General features: G+C 54.6%; 23 protein-coding genes. 12 read left to right on the forward strand and 11 right to left on the reverse strand.

Going from position 1 to position 23,601, the window contains the following annotated elements:
- Positions 1-182: 182 nt before the first annotated feature.
- The gene (locus tag BUA28_RS08190; RefSeq protein WP_083569930.1) at positions 183-734 is read right to left on the reverse strand and encodes a hypothetical protein; all 552 of its coding nucleotides are present in this window, start codon (positions 732-734) and stop codon (positions 183-185) included.
- Positions 735-748: 14 nt separating this feature from the next.
- Positions 749-1,219 carry a hypothetical protein gene (locus tag BUA28_RS08195; protein ID WP_072767625.1) on the reverse strand — a complete coding sequence of 157 codons (471 nt, stop codon included), beginning with the start codon at positions 1,217-1,219 and terminating at the stop codon, positions 749-751.
- Between the two features lie 323 nt (positions 1,220-1,542).
- Between BUA28_RS08195 and egtB the strand changes: the two genes are divergently transcribed.
- Together egtB and BUA28_RS15885 are read left to right on the forward strand one after the other, a co-directional pair.
- The gene (gene egtB / locus BUA28_RS08200; RefSeq protein WP_072767716.1) at positions 1,543-2,850 is read left to right on the forward strand and encodes an ergothioneine biosynthesis protein EgtB; all 1,308 of its coding nucleotides are present in this window, start codon (positions 1,543-1,545) and stop codon (positions 2,848-2,850) included.
- A 198-nt stretch (positions 2,851-3,048) separates the two neighbouring features.
- On the forward strand, positions 3,049-3,195 hold the full coding sequence (locus tag BUA28_RS15885; protein WP_178297962.1) for a hypothetical protein: 147 nt from the start codon (positions 3,049-3,051) through the stop codon (positions 3,193-3,195).
- 30 nt (positions 3,196-3,225) lie between these two features.
- On the opposite strand, the gene BUA28_RS08205 is transcribed toward BUA28_RS15885, so the two are convergent.
- The 6 genes from BUA28_RS08205 to BUA28_RS08230 all read right to left on the reverse strand — a co-directional run bounded on the left by BUA28_RS08205 (position 3,226) and on the right by BUA28_RS08230 (position 12,891).
- Complete coding sequence (locus BUA28_RS08205) at positions 3,226-4,587, reverse strand: amidohydrolase (protein WP_072767717.1); 1,362 nt, start codon at positions 4,585-4,587, stop codon at positions 3,226-3,228.
- A 49-nt stretch (positions 4,588-4,636) separates the two neighbouring features.
- Positions 4,637-5,911, reverse strand: coding sequence for an O-acetylhomoserine aminocarboxypropyltransferase/cysteine synthase family protein (locus BUA28_RS08210; protein ID WP_072767626.1), 1,275 nt, complete (start codon positions 5,909-5,911; stop codon positions 4,637-4,639).
- Between the two features lie 101 nt (positions 5,912-6,012).
- Positions 6,013-6,705, reverse strand: coding sequence for a hypothetical protein (locus BUA28_RS08215; RefSeq protein WP_072767627.1), 693 nt, complete (start codon positions 6,703-6,705; stop codon positions 6,013-6,015).
- Between the two features lie 272 nt (positions 6,706-6,977).
- Positions 6,978-7,502, reverse strand: coding sequence for a hypothetical protein (locus BUA28_RS08220; protein WP_072767628.1), 525 nt, complete (start codon positions 7,500-7,502; stop codon positions 6,978-6,980).
- A gap of 199 nt (positions 7,503-7,701) precedes the next feature.
- Complete coding sequence (locus tag BUA28_RS08225; RefSeq protein WP_178297964.1) at positions 7,702-10,227, reverse strand: mechanosensitive ion channel domain-containing protein; 2,526 nt, start codon at positions 10,225-10,227, stop codon at positions 7,702-7,704.
- 291 nt (positions 10,228-10,518) lie between these two features.
- Positions 10,519-12,891: a catalase gene (locus BUA28_RS08230; RefSeq protein WP_072767630.1), complete on the reverse strand. Its 2,373-nt coding sequence runs from the start codon at positions 12,889-12,891 to the stop codon at positions 10,519-10,521.
- A 491-nt stretch (positions 12,892-13,382) separates the two neighbouring features.
- Here BUA28_RS08230 and BUA28_RS08235 point away from each other — a divergent pair, with 491 nt between their 5' ends.
- Positions 13,383-14,321 carry an NAD(P)/FAD-dependent oxidoreductase gene (locus BUA28_RS08235; RefSeq protein WP_072767631.1) on the forward strand — a complete coding sequence of 313 codons (939 nt, stop codon included), beginning with the start codon at positions 13,383-13,385 and terminating at the stop codon, positions 14,319-14,321.
- Positions 14,322-14,391: 70 nt separating this feature from the next.
- On the opposite strand, the gene BUA28_RS08240 is transcribed toward BUA28_RS08235, so the two are convergent.
- Positions 14,392-14,847 carry a carboxypeptidase regulatory-like domain-containing protein gene (locus BUA28_RS08240; protein ID WP_083569931.1) on the reverse strand — a complete coding sequence of 152 codons (456 nt, stop codon included), beginning with the start codon at positions 14,845-14,847 and terminating at the stop codon, positions 14,392-14,394.
- Between the two features lie 124 nt (positions 14,848-14,971).
- Positions 14,972-15,382, reverse strand: coding sequence for a hypothetical protein (locus BUA28_RS08245; protein ID WP_143148474.1), 411 nt, complete (start codon positions 15,380-15,382; stop codon positions 14,972-14,974).
- Positions 15,383-15,796: 414 nt separating this feature from the next.
- Between BUA28_RS08245 and BUA28_RS15890 the strand changes: the two genes are divergently transcribed.
- From BUA28_RS15890 to BUA28_RS08280, 7 genes are all read left to right on the forward strand, one after another.
- Positions 15,797-15,964: a hypothetical protein gene (locus tag BUA28_RS15890; protein ID WP_178297966.1), complete on the forward strand. Its 168-nt coding sequence runs from the start codon at positions 15,797-15,799 to the stop codon at positions 15,962-15,964.
- A gap of 171 nt (positions 15,965-16,135) precedes the next feature.
- Complete coding sequence (locus BUA28_RS08255; protein WP_072767634.1) at positions 16,136-16,660, forward strand: PRC-barrel domain-containing protein; 525 nt, start codon at positions 16,136-16,138, stop codon at positions 16,658-16,660.
- Between the two features lie 392 nt (positions 16,661-17,052).
- Positions 17,053-17,643 carry a PRC-barrel domain-containing protein gene (locus tag BUA28_RS08260; protein WP_072767635.1) on the forward strand — a complete coding sequence of 197 codons (591 nt, stop codon included), beginning with the start codon at positions 17,053-17,055 and terminating at the stop codon, positions 17,641-17,643.
- 268 nt (positions 17,644-17,911) lie between these two features.
- Positions 17,912-18,892, forward strand: a complete 981-nt coding sequence (locus BUA28_RS08265; protein ID WP_072767719.1) for a DnaJ C-terminal domain-containing protein — start codon at positions 17,912-17,914, stop codon at positions 18,890-18,892.
- Positions 18,889-19,251: a chaperone modulator CbpM gene (locus BUA28_RS08270; RefSeq protein ID WP_083569932.1), complete on the forward strand. Its 363-nt coding sequence runs from the start codon at positions 18,889-18,891 to the stop codon at positions 19,249-19,251. Before BUA28_RS08265 ends, BUA28_RS08270 begins: the two co-directional genes overlap by 4 nt.
- Positions 19,252-19,507: 256 nt before the next feature.
- On the forward strand, positions 19,508-19,714 hold the full coding sequence (locus tag BUA28_RS08275; RefSeq protein WP_072767636.1) for a hypothetical protein: 207 nt from the start codon (positions 19,508-19,510) through the stop codon (positions 19,712-19,714).
- Positions 19,715-19,784: 70 nt separating this feature from the next.
- Positions 19,785-20,648 carry a hypothetical protein gene (locus tag BUA28_RS08280; protein WP_072767637.1) on the forward strand — a complete coding sequence of 288 codons (864 nt, stop codon included), beginning with the start codon at positions 19,785-19,787 and terminating at the stop codon, positions 20,646-20,648.
- 151 nt (positions 20,649-20,799) lie between these two features.
- Here BUA28_RS08280 and BUA28_RS08285 read toward each other — a convergent pair whose 3' ends face one another.
- Positions 20,800-21,213 (reverse strand): Fur family transcriptional regulator, encoded by a 414-nt coding sequence (locus tag BUA28_RS08285; RefSeq protein ID WP_072767638.1) that lies wholly within the window; start codon positions 21,211-21,213, stop codon positions 20,800-20,802.
- 212 nt (positions 21,214-21,425) lie between these two features.
- On the opposite strand from BUA28_RS08285, the gene BUA28_RS08290 reads away from it, so the two are divergent.
- A complete protein-coding gene (locus BUA28_RS08290; protein ID WP_072767639.1) occupies positions 21,426-22,295 on the forward strand; it encodes an all3515 family Zur-repressed PEP-CTERM protein in 870 nt (289 codons plus the stop codon).
- Positions 22,285-23,556: a GTP-binding protein gene (locus BUA28_RS08295; RefSeq protein ID WP_371915210.1), complete on the forward strand. Its 1,272-nt coding sequence runs from the start codon at positions 22,285-22,287 to the stop codon at positions 23,554-23,556. Before BUA28_RS08290 ends, BUA28_RS08295 begins: the two co-directional genes overlap by 11 nt.
- The last annotated feature ends 45 nt before the right edge of the window (positions 23,557-23,601 follow it).

Here is a 23,601-nt window from a genome sequence, read left to right on the forward strand (position 1 = left end):
TCATCAAGGCAAGAAAGGAGCGAGAAAATCGCGATTTCCTCACCGCTCGACAGGCGAAGCAGTAACCTCGTACGTGACAAAACGGGCATCCAGCCATTTTGTCCACTTAGCGCCCTTGCGCATCAGATCCGCCAAGCATAGGGCGCTTTGCCGCCAACCTGCACCAAATACAGTACCGGAGTTTATGGCGGTGGAGGTGGAGGGTTTCCAGGCGGCGGAGGCGGCGGCATCGTAGGGTTCGATAAAGGTGGGGACGGCGCCCCTAAAGGCTGGTTACGCGAGTTATCCATGACCTGGCCGGATACCGGTACCCGATTACCTTTACCGTACATGCATTGGATATAACCCGTATCGTATCGTTGCTGGCGGATATCGCCTGAATCACGCGCGGTGCCGGTTCCCATCAGTCCACCCAGCAAGAGGCCACTACCCGCGCCAATCGCAGCACCGGTTCCCCCGCCGAAAGCCCCACCTGCCGCCGCGCCAACACCTGTACCGATGGCGGCAGTTCCCAAGCCGCTGAGTATCGAGGCCCGATTCGGCGTCTCTCCTCCAATTTGCGCACTCGCGTACTGTTTGCAGTAGGTATCGTCTTCTCGAAACTGATCGAATGTTTTGCCTGAGCCAGGCAATGCCATTACGCTGGGGCCGCTGGGAATGCTTGCGCACGACGCCAGGAAAAAAGGCGCAAGCAGTGTCAACAGTAAAGGCGCGCCGTATTGCATCTTTGTCATGGTGGATTCTCGTCTCAATTTTGGCTGGAAGGTTCAGGCGCTACCTGCAACCAGCCATCAGGGCACTTTTTAACGTAAGGGTAATAGCCTTCAGGATTTCTGCAATAGTGCCAGTAATTGATTTGTGGCTGCGGCACAGCTTGCTGGGGCTGCGGTTGCTGTTGTTGAATATATATTTGCGGAGCCGTTGGCACAGCCACTACGGGGGGATAGGCATAGTACGGGGCGCCATAACCATAACCGCCATAGCCACCGTAGCCACCGTAGCGAAAACCACCATAATAGCCCAGGCCATAACCCATCCCTAATCCTAGTCCATATGCACCGAAGGCATAGCCCGGATAAAAACCTCCCCCATAATGATGGTGGCCACCCCCATGATGGCCGCCGCCGTGACCTCCGCCATGGCCACCCCTTGCCCACAAGGCGGAGCCGGAAGTCAGCCCGAGCCCAAGGACGATAAGGCATACTAATTTAATTTTCACATAAGCTCCAGTTCTGTATCAGCGCACCTTCGCAATTTAGCTTAACGCATCAAGCCCGCATTAGTGAACACATCAATATCATTTCATTTGGTTAGAACATCAATCGCTCGCGGCGTTCCAAGGCCCGGATGAACCGGGTGAGAGTACTGTTGCGTCGCGCTGAATGAGCGTAGGCTATGGATATTGATAGTACTGCCTGGATCGGAACCCAGGATTTTTGGTGGAAACCCGGGCAGAGCAACCATGCATCTTTAGCAAGCTGTTCTTTTTCGATTAGAATTACCACATCCAATCTCCTGCGAACCCGCTTTAAAGGAACAATTATGACGCTGTCATCACTATCTCCTGAATATACCGCCATCCGCAACCGGACACTGGAACTGGTCGAGCCGTTGCTGGATGAGGACTGCTGCGTACAGTCGATGCCCGAAACCAGCCCGGTCAAGTGGCACCTGGGCCATGTGGCCTGGTTCTTTGAAGCCTTTGTGCTCCGGCATTATGAAAAGCCGTTCAAACCCTTCCATGATGCGTTTCTCACCATGTTCAGTTCTTATAATGCCACCGGCCAGCCCCATCCCGATCCCAAGCGAGGACTGTTCACGCGGCCTTCATTGCTGGTAACCCGGGATTATTGCCAAAATGTCTCCGAACGGATGGGCCGGCTTTTAAGAGAATCCCCCGAGGATAAAATGCTGCGCATGCTGGTTGTCCTTGGCCTGCATCATGAGCAGCAGCATCAGGAGCTTATACTCGCCGATATCAAGCACCTCTTATCGCAGAGCCCGTTGAATCCATGCTATAAACCGCCGCAGGCGCCACAATCGACATCGCACCCGGCAGCACCTCCTCCGCTTAAATGGCATCATTTCGATGGGGGTCTTGTAGAGATAGGCTACCAGGGCGAGGGGTTCAGCTATGACAATGAATCTCCCCGGCACAAGCAGTATTTGCAACCCTACCAATTGGGATCGCGATTGATAACTAACGGAGAATATCTTCACTTCATGGAAACGGGCGGGTACGACAACCCCGCAGTATGGCTCGTGGAAGGATGGGATTGGATGAAGACCAACGAGCGTAACCATCCCCTATACTGGCGCCGGAATGACGGCGGATGGGACGAATTCACGCTCAGCGGCCCCATGTCGCTGAATCCGAGTTTGCCCGTCATCCACATCTCGTTCTACGAGGCAGACGCCTTCGCGCGATGGTCCGATGCGCGGCTACCTAGCGAAGTTGAGTGGGAGAATGCCGCCTCGCAACAGAAAATAGAGGGGTGTTTTGCCGATAACAACCGTTTTCATCCTTGCTCTGCGGGTACCATCGCTGATGCGGCTGATAATGGGGAGCTTGCCCAGCTTTATGGCGATGCGTGGGAATGGACGCAGTCGAGCTATTCGCCCTACCCCGGCTACAACCCGGCAAAAGCGAATGCCAATGAACCCATGTCGCAGGTATGGGATGAGGCGGTGGGCGAATACAACAGCAGATCGATGGTGAACCAGTATGTGCTGCGTGGAGGCTCCTGTGCAATTCCGAAGGCGCGGATTCGCGCAAGCTTCCGCAACTTCTTACCGGCGAGCACGTGCTGGCAGTTTTCAGGTATCCGGCTGGCGCGCGATGTCACCTGAGAGCCACGTCGGAGAAGCTGAGGAACGAATGTTCAGTCTGTTGAAGAACATCGCCTTGAGTGCTGCCTTTATCGGACTGGCGGCAGGCTGCTCCACTACCCAAAAAGCAACCTCGTCGCTCAATTTCAGACCGGATATGTAAAGTTCTACCTGGATATCTTCAAGCTGCCGTCAGAGCAATTTGTCCAGTCCACGCCCGTGTTCCTTGCCGAGACCTATTACAACAATCATACGTTGCTGCTTTTTGTATCGTTTACCCGCACCGATCTCACCGCTCCGCCACAAATGAGTATTTTTCGCAAAGCGGTCAATACGGGAGATATTCCGCTGGAAAGCGGGAAATAAGCCAACGCGGTCAGGCAGCCCGGGTCTCGGTTACTTCGAAACGTCCACAACCTGGCCCGTCAAAAAGGCGGCCGTCATCAGTGCCATGGTTCGCGTACCAACCACGAGCGCCCGCTCATCGACGAAGAAATTCGGACTGTGGTTTGGCGCCGCCTTTAAAGGATCCTGACCTTCGGGCGTGATGCCCAGAAAGAGATACAAGCCAGGAGCCCCTTGCGCCAGATAGGAGAAATCTTCGGATGCCCCGGTCAACCGCGCAACGGCAACCTTGCCGTCGGCAGCCTTGCGAATGATCGGCTCCATCTTTGCAGCCAACGCAGTGTCGTTGACCGTGGTTGCGTAGATGGGTATGACCGCAACCTCAGCCTTCGCTCCGGCGCTCTCGGCAATGTGCTCGGCGCTCAGCTTCACATCCCGGCCGACCTGGTCGCGAACGCTTTGATCGTAGGCCCGGATAGTGCCCGACATGTCGACGCGATCCGGGATGATGTTCGGCCCGCTCCCGCCTTTGATCATGCCGATCGTCACGATTGCGGGGGACAATGCCAGATTCGCCCGCCGACTGACGACGGTCTGCAAACCTGCAAGCACTTGCCCTGACGTGACGATCGGATCGATCGTATTCCACGGCATGCCACCGTGGCCCTGACGGCCGTGGACGCTGATCTTGAGCATGTCGCCACTTGCTGTGGTCGCGCCCGTGCGCCAACTGATCTCGCCAGATGGCCCCGGCATGACATGAACCGCAAAGATGGCATCCGGCTTAACGTTCTTGAAGAGTCCCTCCTCCAGCATCAGCTTTGCCCCCCAGCTTTTGCCTTCGCCGGGCATGACGATGCTGGAGCCTTCCTCGGCCGGCTGAAAAATGAACATCACCGTTCCCGGCAATTGCTCCTTCATGCCTGCAAGGACCTGGGCTGTCGCCATCAGCATCGCCGTGTGTGCATCGTGGCCGCACGCATGCATGACCCCCACCTCGTCGCCGTGATAAGCTGCCCTCGCCCTGGAGGCGAAAGGCAGTCCCTCAGGCTCCGTGACAGGCAGTGCATCCATGTCGGCGCGCAGTCCTACGACCGGTCCCGGTTTTGCGCCCTTCAGAATGCCGACGACGCCTGTTCTGCCCACTCCGGTCCGGACATCCAGACCCAGACGCTTCAGGTGCTCTGCGACAAGTCGGGATGTGCGCTGCTCCTGGTCTCCAAGTTCCGGGTGCTGGTGTATGTCGCGACGCCAATCGATCAGTTGCTTTTCGACTGCCGCCGAGCGTTCGCGAATTTGCGCTTCCAACGATGCCTCCTGGGCTTCAGCCGATGGCGTCCCAACTATCAAGAGCGCAACCACCAGCGCCCGCATCTTGAAGCAAACATCTGCCGCAAAACCGGTTTTCTTCATCGTCAGCCTCCTTGGATCCAGAAAAGCTACAAGCGAGTGCCCAAGCGTTTCAATCCGCTGCATCCAGCGCCTGGGATATATCCGCGATAATGTCCTCGATGTGCTCGATACCCACGGATATTCGGACCAGGCCTTCAGAAACCCCGGCTTTTTTCAACTCTTCCGGATTGAGCTGGCGATGGGTGGTGGATGCGGGGTGGCAAGCAAGCGATTTCGCATCGCCGATATTGACCAGGCGCAAAATCATCTTCAGCGCATCGATGAACTGCGCGCCGGCGGCAGCCCCGCCCCTGATCCCGAAACTCAGCAGGCCGGACGCTTTTCCCTTGCTTAACCGATTACACAGGTCATGATACCGGTTGCTTGGCAATGCCGCGTAGTTGACCCACTCCACTTTTGGATGCTGCTCAAGGAATTGCGCGACCTTCAATGCGTTTTCGCAGTGCCGATCCATTCTCAGGCCCAGCGTTTCCAGCCCTTGCAGTAGCAGGAAAGCGCTGTGCGGCGACAGTGCCGCACCGGTGTTGCGTAGCGGCACCACCCGGCACCTCCCAATGTACGCTGCGTTTTCGAAAGCCTCGGTATACACGACCCCATGATAGGACGGGTCGGGCTCGTTCAAAAGCCGGAAACGCGCTTTGTGCTCCACCCAGTCGAACTTCCCTGAATCGACTATCGCGCCCCCTACTGTCGTGCCATGGCCACCGATGTATTTCGTGAGGGAGTGTACGACGATATCGCCGCCAAACTTGAAAGGCTGGCATAAGTAAGGCGTGGAAACGGTGCTGTCCACAATGAGCGGTAAGCCATGCTTGTGCGCGATATCAGCCAATTTTTCAATATCGACGACATTACCCGCGGGATTCCCGATCGATTCGCAAAAAATCGCCCTGGTATGGTCATCTATCTGTTTCTCCACCGCGCCATAGTCATCATGCGAGACCATGCGCACCTCTATGCCTTGCCGCGGAAACGTGTGGGCAAACAAGTTGTAAGTGCCGCCATAGAGCTGGGCAGTGCTGATGATATTGTCGCCAGCGCTCGTAATGCACTGGATGGCATAAGTGATCGCCGCCATGCCGGAAGCCACGGCTAGCGCGCCGACCCCACCCTCCATCTCCGCGATGCGCTTTTCCAGCACATCGGTGGTGGGGTTCATGATGCGCGTATAAATATTCCCCGCCACCTTCAGGTCGAACAGGTCGGCACCATGCTGGGTATTGTCGAAGGTGTAGGAAGTTGTCTGATATATGGGAACCGCCGCCGCTTTCGTCGTCGCTTCGGATTCATACCCATAGTGCAATGCCAGCGATTCTAATTTCATATCGGCCCTCTAGTTTTATCTGGATAAGTGATCCATTGTCATATGGCTTCCGCGACTTTAGCAACGACTTCAGCAACAATTAGTACTTAGGCGGCTACATTCTAAAACCAGCAAGCGTTAAGCCGGTCAAGTTTCCTGCCGCCACTTGCCTCTTGCCACTGGAAAAATCCTACAGGTTTTCCATCAATAACGAAACGACGCCCTCCGACATTTTTTTCATATGTCTCCATCATATTCCCGGGGTCTTCGAGGTACTCTTCAAATGATCGGCCCGGCAGGCTGTCATTCCTGGCAGGAAGGTAATCATATCGCTCCCACAGTTTCTCGCCTTTTGCTGACATCAACCTGCCGGTGACTCCCAGTATGGGTCGATACTCACTCGAGAATCCATGCGTTTGGGTTATACCGTAGACTTTTACCTCGACTTCAAATCTGCCATCCGCATCGGTGGCGGCAGTAGTAAATTGCTTATCGAGAAACTTCGGGTGTTTTTTTACCTGGCTCTGGAATTCCTCAAGAACAATATTGCCGATATCGATCCCATTACTCTTCATATAATCCGTTATGAGCTGATCATTAGTCTTGATCGCCTCCGTAAGAAGCACCCCTATCACCCCAAACGCCAAGCCTGCAGATTGCGCCGGCCCATGGTAATAGGCTTTGGGAGGCACTTTGACAGCACTATCGAAGCTTATAGTCCTGATATCGGCCTCGTTTTTGCCAGCCAGCTTGGTAGTGGAAGCACAAGCAGTAAGCAGAAAGCATAAAACCCAGACCAGATAATTTTTTGTCATATTCCCCTTATTTTCTTTTATTTTCCTCTCTCTCGATACGCTCCCGTGCTGGATTAAACACGTGCGTGTCGAGCCTGCGAGCCCAGAATTCTATCAAATCTGTCGTATCTGTCATCATCTGCGGGAAGGAAAACCGGAAGAGACACGTCGGGCAGCAAAGGTGACCTGCAAGCCGTGCGATTCCTGGCGGCAGGCACAAAAAAGGGAAGGACGAAGGCCGGGAATCGAGGATGAGCATTGGAACGGGGAACCGGCGCATCGACGTCCCGCGCTTACTCGCGCTTCTCTCGTACCACCCCGATCAGGTCACGCGCGGCAAGCCCTATGGCAAGCGTGGCAAAGATGGTAGCGAGTGATTTTGGGGAAAGGCGTTTTTCGAACCCAGGCGTGAAACGTTTAGGGATAAGGTGATAATCGATTACATAGGCGGCCGTTGTCACCGCCGCTGCCCCGAGGATAGGCTCCGCCAACGATGCCGGCGCCGTGCGGCTGCAGGCGCGGGCGCGGCCATGCTCTGCAGAGTGTCGGCCAAATAACTTTTCATAAAACAATGCCCAGAATATTGCCGAAGCATGGTTCAGCAAAAAACCGGTAAGCGTATATTTTAGTGAAGGGCTATCCTGAAGCGCCGCTTCATCTCCCCATATGATATGACTCGTCGCGTTCAGGGGCGCGTAATATGAGCCCGTTTCACGCTTTCCTTCCACTAGTGCAGCGGTCGCGGTTGCCAATCCACTTATGGTTCCCGAGGTCACTGCGCGTTTGAGAAAGCCTTGCGATTCCTGTTTTTTTCTCATATTGCTCACCTGATTTGATACTGATAATTGGCTCGTAAGATCATAACTGCCTCCACCATGCTACCCCCGAAGACGTGAAACTGCTGTTCGGCCGCGCACATACGCCGGAATGACAGCCTGTCAATGGTGAAAGCAATTTATAGAGACAGGAATATTACCGACTCGGGCTGGGCCTGTACCGTGCCGTTTGTAGCCTCCTTCACCTGGTTTCCGGACTCTCGCCCTGATGCGCTGCAATAACGGCCGTGCCGGTCCCTGCCTCGGCTTCCGGCGGAGGTGTTGGGGAAGATCCGGGCAATTGCGCCACCACTTGCCTTTTCTGGGGATTGGCAAACTGGATGCCCCGTTCGCGGAAGCGCTGCAGGATGAGCCGGTTAAAGCCGCGCTGCACTGGCCATCGGCCTCTATCCATCGTGCGTATTTGCCCAAGGATGGTAATCATTGAGCCATCGACCTGATCCACCCCCCAGATATCCACATCCGCGAGGATCAGATCCTTAAATCTTGGATCGGCCCGCATCTCTTCGCCCACGCTCGTGATCGCCTCAAGAACCTTGTCTACATCCGAGTCGGGCGTTACGCTGACTCTGACGGAGGCGTTGCCAATGCCGCGATTGACATTGGTGACGGTTGAAACGGAGCTGAACGGCACCACATGCAACGCGCCATCGGAAGCACGTAGACGCACGGTACGTATCGACAGGTGCTCGACCGACCCCGACACATCCGCCACCGTGATGAAGTCGCCAACCTGAATGGCGTTTTCCATCAGAAGGAAGAGGCCGGTAATGAAATCCTGCACCAGCTTCTGGGAGCCGAAGCCCAATGCGACACCGATAATGCTGGCGCCCGCCAGCAGCGGCGCAATGGTAATGCCTAGCTGGTTTAGCGCTGCGAGCAGCACGATCAGCCCAATGATAAAGAACACGGTGGCCCGCAACATGGGCACTAAAGTGCGAAGACGTGCGGCCCGCGCAGCATCCCCAACCTCCGTCCACTGGTCGATGCGCTGGCACATCGCTCTGTTGAGCGCTTCCCACGCCATGAACGCCATCATGCAGGTAACGGCGATCGTGGCGACAGCAGAAGCAAGGCGGCGCCCTACTGACCCGCTTTCAAACCAGGAAAGGGTATCCACTCCCCACACTTGCAGCAACGCAATGAACGCGACGATGCCGATCAACGTGGAGACCGCGCGATACACCAGCAGGTGGTAAGTGTTTTTTGCGGCGGACTCGGGCAGCGTAACCGCAGGCTGGTCGGATTGGCCCAGCTGCGCCCGTTTGTTTTCTATATTTTCGATGAATGCGCGGTCAATCGCGCCCAGAACAAAAATTGACACCAGACTCGCGCAAACGATTACCGCCGCGGACCAGGCAAAGACTTGAAGCACGTGCTGAAAACCGTTCTCCGCCCCTGCCGACCACAGTAACCACATGGCGACGATAACGAATGTCGCGACAAACGACCAGCTATCGGCCAGCATCCCGCGAATTCCCAACAAGTCCTGGCTATCTGAAGCGGTACCACGGATAGCCGCCGCCGTGGCTTTCCGGCTGCGGAAGACCATGATCAGCAACATCACATGAACAGCCAGGCCGACCAACCGGGAAAGCGCAAGATGCGTATCGGAGGTCGCGCCGGTTTGCAGGGCGATATCGGCAATGGCGGTGCCAAATACCGCGACCACGACAATTCGCCGTAGCCAGCGATTGAGGAAATCCGCTGCGCCATCGCTGATGTGCATGAGCCGAAGACGCTGCCCGAGCGGTGAGGCCATGAGATGAACCACGCTCAACGCTATTCGCGTAGTGGCGAACGCGCCGACTATCAAGATTGTAGCACTGTAAAACGGAGTGGATCGGCCCCCGAACGCATTGAGCAATACGATGGAGACAGCAACAAAAGCAGCCAGCGGAAGCAATTCCAGTACCCAGTGCGCGACTGCAAACGGCAGGCGGCGCAGAAGGCTCCAGTGGCGATCAGCGGCGGGGACCTTTTGCCTGGACTCAACAGTTTGTTCACTCGGGGAAGCCGGACCAGGGACCGCTTCCCCTTTCGGTTGTGCAACGGCCGGCTGCCTGAAGGCCTGACGGGCAGCCGCGCGATCCTCGACCAGCTTGCGAGGACGACGGAGCGCGAACGCCAGCAGCCAAAACGCGAGAAGCGCTCCAGCCAGTGTAAGGGCTGTTTCCGCCAGTGCATCGAGCACCACCGCGCGGCGCTCCGGTACACCCAGGTTATACTCCCACCAGTCGCCCACGGTCCTGATCTGAAACAGCATGCGCGTAGTGGATCGCAGTTGATCAACAACGGCATCCACGCGTTTTGCCAACAGGTCAAACACCTGGGCAATCAGGCCGCCTTTCGCCAGTTCTATAGGCAGTGCTTTTTTTTCCACCGCCGGTTCGGCAGGCTCTACAGGCGTAGCAGTTGCAGCGGGCATGGTTACATCGAGCGGTACTCCGCCCGTGGCTTGGGCTATTGCGCTCAAGGTTTCTTCGAGCTCTGCTCGTTTCCTGTCATCCTGAAGAATGGCAAGCGTACGCTTCGCTTGTGCCGGGGTCAGCTGTGCTGGCGCGGGTTGTGCCGGGGCGAGTTGTGCGGGCTCGGCGCCGGGTTGACGAACCTGTTCATCCGCGAGTACCGTGTTGAAGAAGGGGCTAACCAACGATAAAACGAGCGCCACCAGCAAGGCGGCAACTGAATTCATTTGGAAGAACATGGGCAAAGACACCGTGTACAGATGAGGGAGATGCTTGTGCCGCAGCTGGCGAGGCAGCCCGACAAGACAAAGCAGAGCGTCCGGAACGGTCCCAGGTACGCGCTGTAAAATCGCCGGCGCATACACTTTGTTGCCGTCCCGACGCATCGCGGAAGTGAAGTTACACCTTTTTCATCCGCGAAAGAATTATTCCATCCTTGATACGCAACGGGCAGGCCGGCGCACCGGCCGCCCGTAACTGCGGGTTCATTACATGGACTGAGTTACATTGATAAAGTTACGTTCACCGAGTTACGTTGACAGAGGCGGCTCGATTTCCCTTTCAAAATGGCGGTGCGCGGCAATCGCTTCAATGAACTGCGGCAGGATATCGTCAAGGTTGCCATCCTGAAAATAAAGTATTCCAGGATCGAGCTCGCCGGAAGGGAGCGTCAATTTTACACCTGCGCTTTCGATCATGCTCCTGCCATTTCCCAGTACCAGGATGGGCTTGCAGTGGCGATACTGGTCCTTGATGAATTGGGTAGCCTCCGCGGAATGCGCCAGAACCTTGCTACCTTCGCGGAAACCGGGCACTACAAGGGCATCAAAAAGAACAGATGGCATTGTTTCAAAGGTGGCGTCGACTTCGATCGCATCACTATCGCCGGCTTGTACGGCGCCGAGGCGGGCACCCACAAAACGCGGCACGGCCTGCTCGCTCGAGAGCCCGGCGTATAACGCCGCTGCGGACTTCCCATCTACCCCATCCGCGACCAGAATTGCGATTCTGCGTGTGCGGATGCTACTCTCGCCCGGCCGGGCAAAAAGCGAAAGCGCGGGCGACGACATCACTTCCGGCACAGGTGGATTTTGCGTTGCCCTCGGTTGAGCAGGCGGAACACGCATGCCAAGTCCATCGGCGACACTTTCCGCCAGATCTTCTGCAACATTGACGAGCAGCGAAACCATGCGTTCCCGTATCGCGGGTGTTTGCACCCGCGTCAGCTCGAAACGAAACGCGTTGATGATATGGGCTTTTTCGATGGGGGCCTGGCTGTTCCAGAATAATGTTGCCTGGGTATAGTGATCGGCGAACCGCTCCGGCTTCCCACGCACCTTATCCCCCTCCACCGGTTCGCGAAATGAGGTGAAACCGGCTGCGCCGGCCTGGAATGGACACCCTCCTCCCAGCGAATTCGGCTCATAGGCAACACGGCCTCGGTTGATAGCCTGGCGATGCATTCCATCCCGCTGGTTGTTATGCGCTTGCGCCACCGGAGAATTGATGGGTATTTCGTGGAAATTCGGCCCGCCCAGGCGCGATATCTGGGTATCGACGTAAGAGTGAATGCGGCCTGCCAGCAGCGGGTCACTACTGAAATCCAGCCCAGGCACGATATGCGCCGCGCAAAAGGCAACCTGCTCTGTTTCCGCAAAGAAATTATCCGGGTTCCGGTTGAGTGTCATTTTGCCGACAGGCATAACCGGCACGAGCTCTTCCGGGACTATTTTCGTCGCGTCCAGCACATCGAAGCTGAATTCGGCGGCTTGCGCTTCAGTAAAAATTTGCATGCCAAGCTCATATTCCGGGTAGGCTCCGCACTCGATCGCTTCCCACAGGTCGCGGCGGTGGAAGTCGGGATCGGCACCGGAGATTTTAACCGCCTCGTCCCATTCAAGCGAGTGGGTCCCGGCAAGCGGTTGCCAATGAAACTTCACAAAGTTTGATGTGCCATCGGCTGCCACCAGCCGGAAGGTATGAACGCCGAAACCTTGCATCATGCGAAAGCTGCGCGGTATCCCGCGATCCGACATCGCCCACATCAGCATGTGCATGGATTCCGGCATAAGGGAAACAAAGTCCCAGAAGGTATCGTGCGCGGTTGAAGCTTGCGGCATGGCGAAATGAGGCTCAGGCTTGGAGGCGTGCACCAGGTCAGGAAATTTCATTGCGTCCTGGATAAAAAATACGGGAATATTGTTCCCCACCAGATCCCAGTTTCCTTCGTCCGTGTAGAATTTTACGGCGAAGCCGCGTGCATCCCGCACCGTGTCGGCCGAGCCGCGTTCCCCAAATACCGTTGAAAAGCGCACGAATACAGGAGTTTTCTTTCCGGCGGCCGAGAACAGGGAAGCGCGGGTATATCTTTCCAATGACTCGTAACATTCAAAGTATCCGTGTGCGCCCGAGCCCCGCGCATGTACGATGCGTTCCGGTATGCGCTCGTGATCGAAATGCGTGATCTTCTCCCGGAGAATGAAATCTTCCAGCAGAGCTGGACCGCGATAGCCGGCTTTCAAGGAATTTTGATTGTCGCCGACAGGCACACCCTGGTTGGTCGTCAGCACCCGGCTACTTGAATCGGCCCGCACCCGATCGAGCGATTCATTGCCGGCGTTGAAGCCGGGCTGTGGATCGCCACTGCCCGTTTTATCGGAGCCATTCATTTCGGTTAACGTGCTCCCCGTCGTAGCGGGATCGGCAGGCTCCACCGTCTGGCCTTTTTCCGGAACGCCGGAAACGTCTCCGTACTCAAGCGCCTTGTTGGTATTGTAAGGCATCGCCGCAGCCAGTTCCTGCGTCGCGGCAAGCTTGGCAGTGAAATCATTCGCTGGCGTGCCGTCCTGATGGGCGGGACCACCGACGGTAGAACAATTGTCTGTTTTATCGGGTGCTTTCATAGATCTGCTCCTGAATGTAATCGAGGGATTTTGGGTTAACGACCATATTGATCTCTCCACGCAGCGGCTTCCGTGCGACATCATACATAGGGAAGCTATTTCTTCGCCCGATTGCGATCCATGGATAACGGGTTCAGCCACATCCTCATTTCCACCAGTCATCGTTGCCCCGGCCTGCTTTGAAAGGCTGCCCCGCGCGCAACTGCTGCAACCACGGCGAGCAGGCAGAACATTTCAAGTTGAGCGTGAAGTTGAGGGTGAAACCGGCGGCATTCAGGATTACATTTTTTTTCTTAGACTTACTGACATTGGCTGGCAAGTGTCCATGTGCTTACATACCGTCAGCGGGCTGCTGCGCCTAATGTGTTGCTTCGTACGGAAGCGAAAAGACAATAGGAGTACAGTCGCCGGCAGAACTCGCGTTGTGTAGGCGTCCTTTCAGATGCATCCCCATTCTTCGCGATTAAAACGATGAAACACGATGAAACACGATGAACCTGAGCCCCATCGATAGGGTCGATTGCCTGATCATTGGCGCAGGACCCGCTGGTTTGACGGCTGCAATCTATCTAGCGCGGTTTCGCCGCACGATTATGATCGTGGATAACGGATTCAGCCGCGCCTCACTCATTCCCGCCAGTCATAATTGCCCAGGTTTTCCTGAAGGGGTATCCGGCACGCAACTGCTGCATCTGTTGCGCAAACAGGCAGAGCATTTCAATGTGAGTGTCGAAACGGGCGAGGTTACAGCCCTGAAGCGAACTGGCAACGCATTCGAAGCGACTACTGCGGGCAGCGTCGAAAGCAACGGAGCTTCTACAGCGGTGCATGCAGCGACCGTATTATTGGCGACCGGCACAGCGGATAGAATCCGCAACATCCCTGACTGGATAACCGGCGTCAAGCGCGGCGTCATTCGCCTGTGCCCTATTTGCGACGCCTATGAAGCAAAGGATCAAAGGATTGCGGTGCTATCCTCTTCGGCGCAAAAAGGGATAAAGCACGCCTTGTTCTTGCGCAGCTATACTCCCGCCTTGACCTTGATCCTCTCTGAAGCGACGCTGCAAGAGGCCGAGCGAAGAAAACTTCGCCGGGCAAATATTGATGTGATTGAGGATAACCCCCGCGATATTCGCGTCATCGGGCAGGCCAAGCCCACGATTACTCTCTCGGACGGAAAAGAACTTTATTTCGACGTCATCTACCCCATGCTGGGCGAAAGTCCGAGATCGGCGCTGGCAACCGAATTAGGCGCCAGATGCAATAAAGAAGGGAAACTCGTTGTTGATCGTCATCAGCGTACGACGGTTCCTGCTTTATACGCCGCGGGAGATGTGGTTGACGAACTGAACCAGATCAGTGTGGCTGTCGGGCATGCCGCGCTCGCGGCGACGGATATTCATAACCGGTTGGACCGGTCTCGCACCTAATGAAAGCTGTAGCGGAAGAACCGTTGCGCCTGCAGGCCTGACAAACCCGAAAATGGACAGGCCCGAGCTATTACGGAATGGCAGGCCAGATCAGTGTAAGCTTCTCATGCTGCCCCTTCTGAATGTTCAGCTGACGGTAAAGCTTTATCGACTGGTAGGTGGCCGCCAGAGAATATTTTCCCGGGGGAAGTTTTATCAGCAGGAAAGGACCCTCCGCAACCGTATCCAGCACAATCTTGCCCGATTCATCGCTAATTGTTACCGGGACATCACTGATATATTCAGCGCGAGGTGTGCTTGTTTGTGCCAGTTCAAGCATGAGTGGCCATGAAATTGCTGCCTTCTTTATAGCATCCGATTCATCCCCGCCGATACCGCCTGAAAGAAACTCTGCGTGACCTTGCGACCGTGTCGGCGGCAACGATGTGCTCGGGCTCAGGTTATCGCTCTCAGCAAATCCGCATGTCGAAAATACGGCGAGAAATGTCAAGGCTAAACCTGCTTTCGTGAATTCAGTTCTCTTCATCAACCACTCCTCATTAATGAAAAAATTCCTGGCAGCAGCAGCACGTCCTGCCCGCACATGCCAGCCCTATCGCGCGGTTCGGCACATTGAGCCGGCAACCTTTCACGCTAATGCGATCGCCCACTCAAGGGGATTTACCGGCCTTTTTGTCTTTGTCGCCGGAAGGATTATCCCCGCCTTTCCCGGGATTCTTGCTTTCAGCGGCTGAAGGAAGCGAGCAGTGGCCGAAGCCGAAAATATCGGAAGGTATCCCCCTGCAATCGGTATCCTCCAGGCCACGTTCGATGTCATCCGCCGCCTGCCCCATCACGGCACGTCCTAGTTCGGTTTCATTAGGATTACCGGTTGACGCGGCGCCGGTCGTTTCGTCCCGTTCGTGCGGAAGCAGAGACTGCCCCTCTGCCTTCTCGTGCCCCTGCTGCGCGGAATCCGCTTTATTAAGCTTTACGTCCTCTGTTACCAGACCGGTTTCTGTGCAATTCGTTTCCCCCGGTGGCGCTTCCTTTCCTGGGTGCCTGTCAGCGTTGGTCATCACTTCCCCTCCTCTGCATTGTTTAGCCTATGGCCCACTAGCCTGTACTTTGCCGCGACTACGATACAGCATTTGCATTTACTCGCTGTATGCCACCGCACATAACCCGCATTGCCAGATAGTCGCGAGATCGACCATACAAATACAGCAAGAATACGTCAATACACCCGAACTTATGTGCGCTGGCGTACTGTTCATAGAGGGATATTCGCTTATATTTGTTCAGGGAAATACGCAACAAATTGACGTCTAAATGACGTCCGCACATGAATCGACCGTGTTGTGAATCCTCGCTCTCAGTGATTAAACACGCACGTCTCTTTGCGTTTCGGATTCAGGCTGCGCTTTGATAAAAATTATGCATTGTGATTACCCGCCATGCTCCCTGTGTATGCGCGATTGGAGAGGTATACGCCCTTGCCTTCAAAACTGAAACCCGAAAAAACAGGTGGCTGTGCTCCTCCAGGGCTTATCGATTTTGCTGTTGAAGAAAAATCCCATCATCGCTTGGCGCCGAGGTATGACGCCGCCGCTGCTGGCATGCGTAACACACCCAACCAGCAAAACGGTGAGGGGGAAGCATAGACACTTTCATAAGTTCCGGCTAATCGTGAGCGGATACGAATATAAAGATTGCCAAAGTGTTTGGAATGGCATCTCGCGATGACGAACCGGGCCACCTTCGGTAAGTGAGCGCACCGCGATACCACGCAATTAAATAGCAGACATCAATCAATCAATCAATAGGAGATCAACATGAACCTGAAACGTATCCGACAAATAATTATTGCGGCAATTTGCAGCTTTTCCTTGATCGGCATAGCGGCAGCCCAGAAAGATATGACGAGTGCTCCCGGAACGGGTACAACCGGCGAGGATATGAAGAGCGCTCCGGGAACCACTGCTGCCCCCGGCGCCATTACGACTGCCCCGGGAACGAATACGCCCGCTGAAGGTTACCACAGCGCTCTCGCGCCCACTGCGGCTGAGTCCGGCCTCATTGCCACTGGCTGGCGCGTATCGAAACTCAATAAAGCAACTATTTATAACGACGCCAATGAGAAAGTTGGAAAAATTGATGATTTTATCGTTACCAAAGATGGCTCCTTGACTTTTGCCATTGTTAACCTGGGCCGATTCCTGGGGTATGGAAATTATCTGGTTGCTATTCCCGTAAATAGATTCTCTCAAATCGTTCCCAAGGCAATTCTTCCCGGGAAGACCAAAGCTGATCTGGAAAAGCTGCCCAGATTCGAATATAAGCTCATCCTGGGGAAATAATATGACGTCCGGGAGTTGTCTCGGGGCCTCCCGGCCGTGAAATCTTTTTTCCTGCTTCACATTGGAAGTCCGCATTCCAGCGGGAAGTTTTGGCCAGTTCAGTTGCGACGCGAGGAGGAATGTGCGCCGCAACATTAAAACGCGCTCAGGTATAAAGTCAGCTCGCTGAAGCAGGTGGCGCCAAAGCGATGGGGTGAAGCGCAAACAAGATTTCGCCAGGCATGTTCTCGCACGATTTAATTTATAGAAGCTTGCTCAATATTGGAATACAAAGATTACTAAAAAATAATGGGTGTTGTACGCGATGCTTCGCAGGACGACATCAGGCGGGGTACAGGAAGTGGGCGCACCGCAAGGCCGCGCAATTAGATGGCAAACAATAGGAGACCAACATGAACCTGAAGCGTATGCGAAAAATAATTATTGCCGCAATTTGCAGCTTTTCCTTGATAGGTGTAGCAGCAGCGCAGACGACCGCTCCCGGAACGGATACAACGCGCACCGATATGAAGAATACTCCTGGAACCAATGCCGCTCCTGGCATGACGAACGCTCCCGGAGTGAAACCAGACCGCAGGCCGATGCGGGGTCCTGCTCCCGGGCCCACTGCTGCTCCGGGTGCCATTACGACAGCTCCCGGCATGGATACGCCTGCTGCCGATAGCAACGATGCCGTGCGGGACCCGGTCCAGTCCGGTCTTATTGCGAGCGGCTGGCGCGTTTCGAAGCTGAAAAAAGCAACTGTCTATAACGACGCTAACCAGAAAATTGGAAAAATTGATGACTTTATCGTTACCAAAGATGGTTCTTTGACCTTTGCCGTTGTTAACCTGGGTAGATTTCCGGGCCGTGGCACCTATATGGTCGCGATTCCCACGAATGACTTCTCACAAATCGTCCCCAAGGTCATTCTTCCCGGGAAAACCAAAGCAGATCTGAGACAGCTGCCCAGATTCGAGTATAAGCTCGTGCTCGGGAAATAATCTGACGTTCTGGAGTTGCCGCGGCAGCTTCAGAACGTGCGATCGTTTTTCATTTTTCAAATATTGAAAGTTCGCGTTCCAGGAGTATCAGTTTTGGCTAGGGCTTTTGGCCAGTTCATTTGGCACTTCAGGAAGAATGTGTGCCGTAACATTTAATTTAGAACACGATCGGGTATAAAATCAGTCCGTAAAGCGGCGACCGTGAAGCGTAAACAGATTTAGCGGGCGATGTTCCCGCACGATGCAATTTATAGAAGCTCGCTTATCGATGGAATACAAGGATTATTACAAAATAATGGGTGTCGCACGCGACGCCTCGCAGGACGACCTCAAGCGTGCGTACAGGAAGCTGGCGCGCAAGTACCATCCGGACGTAAGCAAGGAACCACAGGCTGAAGCTCGCTTCAAAGAGTTGGGCGAAGCCTATGAAGTTCTCAAGGACCCTGAAAAACGGGTTGCATACGACCAACTCGGCACGAACTGGAAAGCAAACCAGGAGTTCCGGCCGCCGCCGGGCTGGAATGCCGGTTTCGAATTTTCCCAGCAGGGGTTTACCGGGGGGGACGCTTCGCAGTTCAGCGATTTTTTCGAATCATTGTTCGGCCGGGGCTTTCACTCACAGGACAACCGGTCCGGCAGCGCGCCGGGCGCTGGCCGAAGCCCATCTCATCACGCTCCGGGCGAGGATCACTATGCAAAAGTAATGATCGATCTGGAGGATTCCTACACGGGCGCCACCCGCACCATCTCTTTGCAAGTACCCGAAGTCGACGGTCAGGGACGTGTATCGACGCGCGAACACAAGCTCAACGTCGTCATCCCGAGTGGTATTCGACCCAAGCAGTATATTCGCCTTGCGGGACAGGGCGCATTGGGCCAGGGACAAGGCAAACGCGGGGATCTGTATCTTGAAGTTGAATTTCGCCCGCACCCCTACTATAGGGTGGAGGACAACGACGTCTATCTCGATCTGCCGGTTGCGCCATGGGAAACCGCCTTGGGCGCCACCGTGAAAGTACCTACACCCGGCGGAACAATTGAACTCAAGATACCTCCGGGTTCAGCGACAGGGAGCAAGTTGCGTTTGAAGGGACGCGGCATCCCCGGCAAAACGCCGGGCGATTTCTATGTCGTATTGCGTATCGTATCGCCGCCAGCCACCGATGAAACGGCCAGGTCGTTCTACCGGAACATGGCCGAGCAGTTCAAGTCTTTCAATCCCCGGGCCAAACTTGGAGTGCCACCATGATGGAGGAAAACAGAGGGCCGGATATCCGGCCTGGAAGACTCCCCGAGGCGCAGGCTGAGCTCAGCGCAATCGTTATCGATGAGCAAAACGCCCTGACGCTGTCCGAGCTTAGCCGCGCCTGTGCCGTACAAACCGGCTATATCATCGAATTGGTAGACGAAGGCTTGCTCACCCCGGAAGCGGCGGAAGAGCATGAGCCTCAGCGCTGGCGCTTTACGGGCACGCAAATGCGCCGCGCCAGAGTGGCGCTGCGGCTGCAGCACGATCTTGGCGTCAACCTTGCCGGCGTAGCACTGGCTCTGCAGCTGCTGGATGAAGTTGAAATGCTGCGAACGCGGTTAGATACCGAACGCGGTTAGGTACGTTACACCGGATGACCAGTGATTGAGATTGATAGCCTACTCGTTAATCTGCGCTTAGTCTGCGTTAGTCTGACAACGATATTGCAACATTGAATCTGCAACATCGTGCTGCCGCATCGGTTGGCTCATCTCTCGCCTGTATCATGGCTTATGCTGCAGTCGTCTCCTTGATTTTCTTGACACCAATTAGATAATATGCTAATAAGTTAGCTATCTTTCTTTATGGAGAAAATCAGGATGAGAGGCAGCGGCAATGCGGGTTCTTAAAGAAAAAGACAGAATTCTATATGACAAACTGGTTCGTCTTGCGGGCGGTAACTCGGGGATTGTAATTGAGGTTCTTTCCAACCCGCATAGATCTTCCGTCGACCTGAGAACGGCTATCAGAGAAATTGAAGAACTACGTAATCGCCAAAGCCGCGAACCCGCTTCTTCCATTTCCCAGGCAGCGACTGCTTAAAACTTTGAACGAGCCCGGGGCGCGCTGCGCGCCGAAGCTTATTCAACAATTCCCCCATTCCTGACCACTCATGTCCATTGCCTGGGCAACAGTTGTAATCGTTGTCCTGCTGCTGCCCGGATTTGCCTTTTTCTGGGGACTTTACGCCCCGAACCAGGTCACGCGAGAAGTATCCCCCGCCAGTCCGCTGGCACAACTGGCTGGTGTCGTCGTCATCAGCTTCTTTGTGCATGCGTTTGCCTATTTAATCATCAACACAAAGCTTTGCACGAGCCCAAATTTCTTTTTGGAACCGCCCTGTGTCGATTTCGATGAGCTTTCCGCCCTGCTCCGCATCGACGCCTTCACGCAATCGGGTGCTGGCCCTCACGTATTCCAGCACATGCTTGACCGGTACGTTGCGTGGATTCTCTTCTACTTCCTGGCGACGGGCTCCCTAACGGGTGTGACCGGGTTCGGGGCCGGTAAGCTGATTGAAAACGGCCATCTTCGCGGATTCACGCGCCACCGGTATTTGTTCATGCTGGAGAGAGGAAGAAAAAAGAAGGCATCCGAACTCGTGCGGGCACACGTTTTATCCCGTACCCAGAATTCGAATAATGTCGTTTTCTATGATGGGATAGTGCAGGATTTTTTTGCGAAGGCAGACGGCACGATCAGTTATATCGTCCTGCATGATGCAAATACTTCGGCAATAGAGATAACCGCGAGCGGCGCCACACATTCCCCAACATCGATTCCTCTCGACATAGGCGGCGGAGGCCGTGGAACAAAACCTTTTCTGGTTATCACCAGCGATGATATCGCGAATGTATATTTCGAGCCGCTCAACACTGTAAGAATCGAAAGTGGCGTTGATACGGATATTCTGGACAGAGCCATCGACGAACTGGAACACTTGAGGAATCAGAATCACTTCGAAGCGGCAGAATGAGTTCCGGGAGGCAGAATGAGTTCCGGAAACTTGGGTACCCGGAATCTTACCTTTCGCACCCGTAGTCAAGGGTTGCGAAAGATATAACTGTTCCAGCGCAAGACGGTCGAAAAAAGATGCGTGTCCTGCTCATTAAAAGGCCCGCCACCCTTTAAATCAAGTGTTTTGCTGCCTCTGGCTCTGTACCTCCAGACTTCGGAACGCACTCGCTACAGCGACCATAAAGAATAAGATCATAACTCTCGACGATGAAATCGGCGGGCGCCGGAAGATTGTTATTCTTGATCCTCTCATGGATATCAAAAACCTTGCTGCATGAACTGCACTTGAAGTGGTAATGCTTCCCTAGCCTTGTAAGCTCGTAGCGGTCCGCCTCGCCGGGAAGTTTTACCGGCACGATCCAGCCTTCGGTGATCAAATCCTTCAGCGTCCGGTAAACCGTCGCAATACTCAGCGACGGCACGACGGCCTGCCCCTCTACTAGAATTTCCTGTGTCGAAAGTGGCCGCCCGACTTCTGTAATCACACCAAGAATGGCATTGCGCTGCCGGGTATTACGCTCCATGCATCTTATCCCGATAAAAAGAAATATAAGTGGCGGTAGAGGTTGAATGCCTGAGTTTAACGCCGCCGAAAAATCCCTTGAGCAATAATCAGCCTTGACCATATGCTATTGATAAACTATTATCAATAGCGCGATTCCCCGGTATAAGCTCGGCTTATGCATTGGCAATGACACGACTACAATTTTATCTTACACCTACACATGGAGAAAGTATGCTTTCGAACGCGTTATATGTCGGCTTGGCTGGCTGGGCGGTTATGATGGTTTCCTTCAATGTCTCGGCATCATCACGGCATGATGAAGGTATCGGCTTCTACATCGGTTACGATGGGCTAGCAACTATCGCTTCAGGCACTTATGCCGGGTTGCCCAATCCCAACGCGGACCATCTCACTCTATTGCTCGATCACGGCGAGCATTTTCACGGTATCGGCGCCTACAGCTACAGCGGGCAGGCATCTGCCCCCGATGTACTGCCTACCAATGCGAACAATCGTGTTCCGGAAATTTCCTCCCTCGAAAGTCCCTTGCCACTTGAAATGGGCAGCGGACTCTACGATGGAACATTGCGCAGCACCGTTGGAAGTTCGGAATACAGCCATCTCGGCATTGCGTCGATCCAATCTCTCTCGGGTCACGCTTCGGGAAGCATGGAGGACATCCTGTTTCAGAGCAGCAGTAATCGCTGGTCGGGACCGTTGAACAATGTGGAGCTTGGCCTCAGGCTTGTTGAGAGCACGGAGGGGTTGCATGTGGGAACCGAAGCGACAAAGGATATCTATGGCACCGGTGATGTATTCAACCTGGGCATGAGTAATAACTTCGAGTTCAAGCCGATCTACTGGGTCGACGCATCCGCTCCTGGCGGCATCTATTCTGCGACTTTTGAGCTGCTGAATACGGAAACAGGCTCGTCCATTAAGGATTCGGGTACTTTCCATCTGGATTTTGCTGTTTCGCCGATTCCGGAACCAAGCACCTACGCCATGCTTCTCGCAGGCCTGTTCTTTGTGACGTGGGCAGCGCGCAGGCCCCGGACAAGAGCGACAGAGTTTCATCGGCGTGCCAACCATGATGAGTGAGATTGTAATGACAACAGTGGAAAAACGTTTGCCGGTGACGGTACTCTCGGGATTTCTCGGCGCAGGCAAGACGACCTTGCTTAATCACGTCCTGGCCAATCGCGAGGGGTTGCGCGTAGCGGTAATCGTAAACGACATGAGTGAAGTCAATATCGATGCCTCTCTCATCGAAAGAGGCGCCCAAAACGCAGGTGCTGCTTTATCGCGCACTGAAGAAAGATTGGTGGAAATGAGTAACGGCTGCATTTGTTGCACCTTGCGCGAGGATTTGCTTACAGAAGTACGCAAGCTCTGCGCCGAGGGTCGTTTCGACTATCTCCTGATCGAATCGACCGGAATCGGTGAACCGATGCCTGTCGCAGCAACATTTGATTTCCGGGATGAGGATGGCAATTCGCTCAGCGATATCGCCCGGATAGACACTATGGTCACTGTGGTCGATGGAGTGAACCTTTTGCGGGATTTCTCCAGCGAAGATCTACTGGCCCAGCGCGGCGAAGTGGCGGGTGATGAAGACAATCGATCTTTGGCTGGCCTATTGACGGAGCAGATCGAATTCGCGGACGTAATCGTGATAAGCAAGATAGATCAGGTAACACCAGGCCAACTCAATGAAGTCATGGGCGTGATCAAGGCCTTGAATCCGGAAGCGGAAATAACGTACGCCAGGCATGGCGATGTTCCGTTGAACGAAATCCTCAATACAGGCCGGTTCGACCTAGATCGTGCCAGCAAGATGGCGGGTTGGTTTAAAGAGCTTGCCGGAGAACATACGCCGGAAACAGAGGAATTCGGCATTGTCAGTTTCGTCTTGCGCTTGCATGCACCATTGCATCCCCAACGTTTTGCAGCCTTTATCGAGCGTCCGCTACGGGGGATCCTGAGGGCAAAAGGCTATATATGGCTGGCAAGCCGTCCCGAATGGGCAATCTCCTATTCGCGCTGCGGCAACATCGCCAATGTGGAGCCCGTGGGGCGTTGGTGGGCGGCGGTGCCAAAAGAGCGCTGGCCAGCGGAAGGAAGCGAAGAGCGTGCATCGATAGAGCAGAACTGGCGACAGCCATACGGAGACAGAATCAATGAAGTCGTCTTCATTGGTCGCGATATGGATCGGGATTTGATAAAAAAAGCTTTTTCCGAATGCCAGCTTCGGTCTTATGAAATCCGCAAGGGCCTGGATTACTGGCAGAAGCTGCCAGACCAGTTTCCGGAGTGGGTTGCGGCGGCAGCGCTCGCGGAAGAGGCAGTGGAACACATATGAGCGCGATAATTCCACAGGCTTTCGATAAGTGGCGGCAGTAAGTTG

This window comes from Nitrosospira sp. Nsp11 (assembly GCF_900142705.1).
Classification (GTDB): Bacteria; Pseudomonadota; Gammaproteobacteria; order Burkholderiales; family Nitrosomonadaceae; genus Nitrosospira.